Below are 4,317 nucleotides of genomic sequence, written 5' to 3'. Positions count from 1 at the left end.
AAAATCCTTAAAGAAAATGATTCAGAAATTGGGGCAGGAAATAGAATGTATCCAGAAGAAAATCGATGAGCTGATTAACAATAACCAGCGACTTAAAGAAAAATTAGACTTATTAATATCCATTAAAGGCATCGGTAAACTCACCGCTTACTATATCCTCGCCCGTATGCCTGATATTCATTCCTTTCAAACTGCTAAACAGTTCGCTGCCTATATCGGCATTACTCCAAAACAACATCAATCAGGTTCTTTCACTGGTAAAACCACCCTATCAAGACTCGGCGATAGTCGTTTAAGAAAAGCCCTCTATATGGCTGCTTTAGTCGCCAAGCGATATAACAAAGCTCTTCATTGCTTTGTAAATAGACTGCGGATAAAAGGTAAAACCCCAAAAACAATTATCTGTGCTGTTATGCGTAAACTAGCCCATATCATCTTTGGCGTTCTTAAAAATAACAAACCTTTTAATGAAAATTGGGCTTGCTTTTAAAGACAGTATCTACGTTTTTTGCATCCAGCCTTGGGTCCATACATAACGATGCCTAGTATAGATGTGTGATTTGTTGTATTGAAGGTTTTTAAGTATACTTTATTTGATTGTTTTTGGATAAAAGAAGCACAATAAATTTGTAACTGATTTCACTATAAATCATCAGTTACCACCCCGCTGATTTAAAGTTTTTGCTATAGGCGTTTAAATATGACATTTATATAAGGATATTTAAATGATAAAGCCTAAATTACCAAAGAATGAAGCTGAGCGCTTACATGCCTTAAGAGCACTACAAATTCTAGATAGCTCCCACGAAGAAAGATTTGATCGTGTTACACGAATGGCTAAAAGATTGTTTGGCGTCTCGATTTCATTAGTGAGTTTAGTTGACGAAAATCGCCAGTGGTTTAAATCTGCGCAGGGAATAGATGCTTCTGAAACGTCCAGGGAAATTTCTTTTTGTGGTCATGCTATTAATCAAGAAGGCTTATTTATCATACCAAACGCGCTTGAAGATGTCCGTTTTATTGATAACCCCTTAGTAATAAATCACCCAAATATACGCTTTTATGCAGGCTATCCTTTGAAACTAAGGCAAGGGATAGTTTTAGGCACTCTATGTCTTATCGATTCAAATCCACGAGAAATGAATGATGAGGACCAACAGCTGCTCAAGGATTTAGGTGAGATGATAGAGCAAGAAATTAAATCGATACAATTAGCCACATTGGATGAATTGACGATGATTTCTAACAGGCGGGGATTTTTAACATTAGCCGACCACAGTATGAAAATTTGCCGAAGACATAAAAAGCCGATGGCTTTCTTATTATTTGATTTGAACAAATTTAAAATAATCAACGATAAATATGGACATCATGAGGGTGATTTTGTGTTAACAATGTTTGCACAAATCATGCTTGAGTCTTTTCGAGAGTGTGATGTGGTAGCTCGACTCGGAGGGGATGAATTTGTCACTCTGTTGGTCGATTGCGATGACAATGAAATTAACACTATTTTAAAACGTTTTAAGACAAATATTGAAAATGCGAATGCTACCTTGAGCAAACCCTACAATATTGAATACAGCAGTGGGGTCGCTCATTTTTCATATGATACTGATAAGTCAATAGACGAAATGCTTCAAGAGGCCGATGCAGCAATGTACGAAGATAAACAAGGAAAAGCTAGATAGAAGACTCTACATAATAACAAGGATAGTCATACAGCCATGTATACCTCTTCTTGTTACAGTACGCTTAGGCACATGACCCCCGATTGTCTTACTAAAAAGATAAAATTACTACTTTGGGTCAAAGGAAAATTATGGGGCTAGGCTTGTTTTGAATTATTAAATAAAAGATTAAAGCCCCTAGTATAACAGGGAGGATAACGGATAAATGATATTCTCTTACATCTTCAACTGTGGATAAAAAGGCTAGTACTTCGTTCATCTGTCTACTTGCATCAGTTCAATTAACTACGCGATTATACTGAATAGATGACTAATTTATGGTCATGAAAAGACCCTGGGTGCAGAGGAACTTGCAATTAATTATGAAGACAGATAACGATAGTGTGTAGGCTTGGAAATTTTTAAAACTTTACAAATTTCTTCAATAGACAAGCTTTTATCCTGATGCATTTGCTTGGCCACCTGTATTTTTGATGGTTCTACTTTAGGCCGTCCTCCCATCTTTCCCCTAGCCCTGGCTACAGTTAAACCAGCATGCAAGAAATGTGGTGGCCTGTTAGGTATGTTGAATGACGGATATCTAAATATCTTGACTACTATTGCTTCGCTAAAAAATCCAGATTTGATAGTTCCGAATAAAAACCTAGCTATAGGGAAAGCGCTCGTTTATGGTGGGAAACACACATTTTATTAGATTAAGCTGAAATTCCCCTTTCTGTCAGTTCTTCCTCAGAAATCCGGCAAGGGGGGCAATCATAGAAGAATAGCTCTTATAGATCTCTTTTTTTCGTCCAAAAATCCGCGCCTATATCAGTAATTACAGGGTGAACCAACTCAGACGTTTTGGATTAAGCGAAAAAATTTAAGCTAAATAGAAGGCCGCAAAAGTAAGAATGGCGGTTAACAGCCCATTCACTAGGAAGACAATGCTTTGTTCGATGGCTCCTAGAAGAATAGATATCGTGCTAATAATCGACCCAAGAACATACATCCTCTGCTTCCTAAAATAATAAACAATTATGCCATAGCCGAGTTAACAAATAATAAATTTTTAACTTTAATTTCAGTGACTCAATATAATAATGAGATGCTCTATCAATGGCGCCATCAAGTTAACTTTGGAGCTAGACTAAGAGCATATTTATGCGCCTAAAATTTGGGCTTTCTTCTCCCTTGCGCTAGAAAAAGTTAAATTGACAGTGCGCTTTGGCGTTCTTAAAAATAACAAAACTTTTTATGAGAATTGGACTTGGTTTTAAAGATAGTATCTACTAGCTTATTTTTAAGCAAGCAAGTTAATAATCAGGACAATAGCCTGGGTGCAAACGAAGCTTCGCTCTCACCCAGGCACACTACGTCTATACTAATAATCCTGCGCTGGGTATGAGTACAGGCAAGGAAACCTGCCCTTGAGAGTTAGTAAGCTCATAATTTTTTGCTTGCTCGCAAAATTGGACTAAATCATCAATTAGCGCTTTAGTTTCACTTTTCCAAAGGCTTGCAGAAATATCATTTGAACGGTAATTATTTAATGCATTTTGGAATCCATCTACATCAAAGAATCCATCACTAAAGTGAGTTAGAATACCTTGAAGCGCTCTAATTTTCGCATGCCGCTCACGATAACGATAAAAACCAAAGCAGCCCTCTAAATCAACTTCAATTTTCTTGATATGCGCCTGAACTTTACCACGCATCTCCTGAAAATTCTGTGGTAGATTATCAAGTATTTTCTGGATTTTTTGCTCACGTACTACGGTTGCATTTTGTCCTTCTTCTAACCAGGATAAATCGTTAGTTTTTCCTAATTCTGTTCCTGACATTTTAGCCAATGCCTCTTTGGCGTTTGCGTGCAAAGGCATACCATTGTCAGAAATAAATACTTTATCGAGTCTATAATGGGCAAATGAAAAGGGGGCTATGCGCTCGTTAATCTCTTCACGTTTGAAAAATAGACGGCCTAACCAGCTCTGTGCTACTGCCCCGGGACCTGAGGTATACACAATGTTTGTTTTCAACAGGGCCATGCGGTTTTTTTCGCGCATTATAGTTAAAAATTTATCATCGTCAGATATAGAAGCAGCCATTTTAAATTGCTGGTATTGCGCAGAAGGTAAGAAGAGCCAATTGAACCAGCCTAGTTGTGATTGCACCTGGCTTCTTAGCAGGGCAGCAGCTTGCCGAATTTTTTCGCTCTCAGGCAAAAACTGAGAGTATGGTCCGTTCCCTAAAATATTTTGGCTGAAAATCGTATTATTTTCCGTCGCCTTTATGATGTCTTGGCGTACCTCACGTGCTGTTTTGCCCATACCGATGGCAGCTAAGTGTTGAAGCGCTTCATAATTGGGATCGATGGATAAAAGATGCGGCACGAGGAAAGGGGGTACAAATTGTTGCAGGCTCGTTGCATGACTAATTAAATGAGTGTCAAAAACAGATGATCCATGCCTTCGCAAACTAGCACCATAAAGGAATTGCTGTATTTTTTTGATATCCGCGCTGGCAGCTTGGCCATCAACCACAGCGAGTGTGTCATTGTTCAGAGCAAGGGATTCGATGTCTCTAGTTACAGCGACACTTCCTAGGTTGACTAAAAGAGGCTTTTCGACCGGAATTGTCAGCGGTACCT

4 protein-coding genes are annotated in these 4,317 nt (G+C 38.3%); 2 read left to right on the top strand and 2 right to left on the bottom strand.

The features are described from left to right. Nucleotides 1-490, top strand: a 490-nt coding sequence (locus Lfee_RS06800; protein ID WP_193786945.1) for a transposase, incomplete at its 5' end; no start/stop codon positions are given. A gap of 235 nt (nt 491-725) precedes the next feature. Further along, nucleotides 726-1,688 carry a GGDEF domain-containing protein gene (locus Lfee_RS06795; RefSeq protein ID WP_058445180.1) on the top strand — a complete coding sequence of 321 codons (963 nt, stop codon included), beginning with the start codon at nt 726-728 and terminating at the stop codon, nt 1,686-1,688. Nucleotides 1,689-2,048: 360 nt separating this feature from the next. Here Lfee_RS06795 and Lfee_RS17790 read toward each other — a convergent pair whose 3' ends face one another. Then, a complete protein-coding gene (locus Lfee_RS17790; RefSeq protein ID WP_112854548.1) occupies nt 2,049-2,189 on the bottom strand; it encodes a helix-turn-helix domain-containing protein in 141 nt (46 codons plus the stop codon). A gap of 857 nt (nt 2,190-3,046) precedes the next feature. Next, on the bottom strand, nt 3,047-4,317 hold a 1,271-nt coding region (locus tag Lfee_RS06790; RefSeq protein WP_193786944.1), incomplete at its 5' end, for a hypothetical protein.

The organism is Legionella feeleii (assembly GCF_001467625.1).
GTDB classification, from domain to species: Bacteria; Pseudomonadota; Gammaproteobacteria; order Legionellales; family Legionellaceae; genus Tatlockia; species Tatlockia feeleii.
This window is presented reverse-complemented; position numbering and strand designations above follow the sequence as displayed.